Source organism: Polynucleobacter sp. 39-46-10 (genome assembly GCF_002282275.1).
This window is the reverse complement of the sequence record NZ_NCJB01000398.1, coordinates 1-1,895: the sequence shown is the minus strand read 5'-3', so window position 1 is coordinate 1,895 and position 1,895 is coordinate 1. Positions and strand designations below refer to the sequence as shown.

1 protein-coding gene and 1 pseudogene are annotated in these 1,895 nt (G+C 46.2%); both read left to right on the top strand.

Translation table 11 applies throughout. The annotated features are described in order from the left end of the window. A pseudogene (locus B7X71_RS16090) lies at positions 1–357 on the top strand (ribulose-phosphate 3-epimerase); the annotation flags it as partial. Next, positions 357–1,862, top strand: a complete 1,506-nt coding sequence (gene trpE, locus B7X71_RS16085) for an anthranilate synthase component I (RefSeq protein WP_293598629.1) — start codon at positions 357–359, stop codon at positions 1,860–1,862. The pseudogene B7X71_RS16090 and the gene trpE, both read left to right, overlap by 1 nt. Positions 1,863–1,895 lie beyond the last annotated feature (33 nt).

Genomic DNA, 1,895 nt, shown 5'->3' with positions numbered 1-1,895 from the left:
CAGGCAGGGCTAGTGTTAAATCCTGCAACACCACTGCATCACTTAGATCACACCCTAGAACTACTCGATCTCGTTTTGCTAATGTCTGTGAATCCAGGCTTTGGTGGGCAGTCATTTATTCCAAGTACTCTGAATAAGATTGCTCAAGTTCGTGCACGACTAGATCGCTATCAAGAAGAGACTGGTCGACACATTCGCTTAGAGGTAGATGGCGGCATTAAAGTCGACAACATTGCAGAAGTAGCTAAGGCTGGTGCAGATACTTTTGTTGCTGGCTCCGCAATCTTTGGCAAAGAAAATTATGCTGACGTAATTAAAGCGATGCGCGCAGAACTAGCGATGTCAGGAAAATCGTAATGCAGCACGAAGAATTTTTAGCCCTAGCAAAACAGGGTTTCAATCGCATTCCATTGGTCAAAGAAGTTTTAGCTGACTTAGAGACTCCGCTCTCACTGTACGTCAAGCTCACTCAAGCATTTGGACAAAAGAATACTTACCTACTTGAGTCTGTTTTAGGTGGCGAGCGCTTTGGTCGCTTCTCTTTCATTGGCCTGCCCGCTAAAACTGTTTTAAGAACGGTTGGCACACCAACGGCACCACTGACTGAAGTTTTATTCAATGACAAAGTCATTGAAACCAATCACGACAATCCACTCGACTTTGTTGATGCTTATTTCAAGCGCTTCAAGGTGGCGGTTCAACCTGGTCTCCCACGCTTCTGTGGCGGACTTGCAGGCTACTTTGGTTATGACACAGTTCGCTACATTGAATCTCGCTTAGCAAAACACAAGTTGCCAGATGAATTGGGTGTGCCAGATATCCAATTAATGTTGACTGAAGAGTTGGCAGTGATTGATAACGTTGCAGGTCGTATTTATTTAATCGTCTATGCGGACCCTAGTGTTACCGATAGCTTTGAAAAGGCTCAAGCTCGATTAAAAGAATTGCTTGCTTGCTTAAGCAAACCTGTAAGCATGCCTGCTTCATTGCCGAGCACCAAAACAGAGTTGATCCGTAAGTTCAAGGCAGCTGATTTTGAAAATGCCGTACTCAAAACCAAAGAATATATTTTAGCTGGTGATTGCATGCAGGTAGTGATTGGTCAGCGCATTAGCAAGCCATTCACAGATTCACCGCTCGCTCTCTACCGAGCACTTCGCTCCCTGAATCCATCACCATATATGTACTTCTATGACTTTGGTGATTTACAGGTAGTGGGCTCATCACCAGAGATCTTGGTGCGCCAAGAGCAGCGCGAGAGTCAGAAGATTGTGACGATTCGCCCTCTAGCTGGCACTCGTCCTCGTGGCGCAACACCCGAAGAAGATGAGCGTCTTGCTACAGAATTACTCGCCGATCCAAAAGAAATTGCCGAACATGTCATGTTGATTGACCTAGCGCGTAACGATGTGGGTCGTATTGCAAAGACAGGCACTGTCAAAGTGACTGACTCGATGTCAATCGAAAAATATTCCCATGTCCAACACATAGTCAGCTCGGTTGAAGGTGAATTACTAGACAATATGAGCAATATGGATGTTTTACGCGCAACCTTCCCTGCCGGTACCTTATCGGGCGCCCCAAAGATTCGGGCGATGGAAATTATTGACGAGATGGAAATTGTGAAACGCGGTGTCTATGGAGGCGCAGTTGGCTATCTATCTTTCTCTGGCGATATGGATGTGGCCATCGCTATTCGCACTGGTGTGATTCGTGATGGTGTATTGCACTCCCAAGCTGGTGCTGGTGTAGTGGCAGACTCCGACCCCACCGCCGAGTGGAAAGAAACTGAAGCTAAGGCACGTGCAGTGTTAATGGCAGCTGATTTAGTACAAGGAGGACTCGATGCTCCTCATGATTGATAACTACGATTCATTTACCTATAACCTCGTTCA

Coding starts and splice junctions, on each gene's coding strand:
- trpE (WP_293598629.1), top strand. CDS start 357: ATGCAGCACGAAGAATTTTTAGCCCTAGCAAAACAGGGTTTCAATCGC.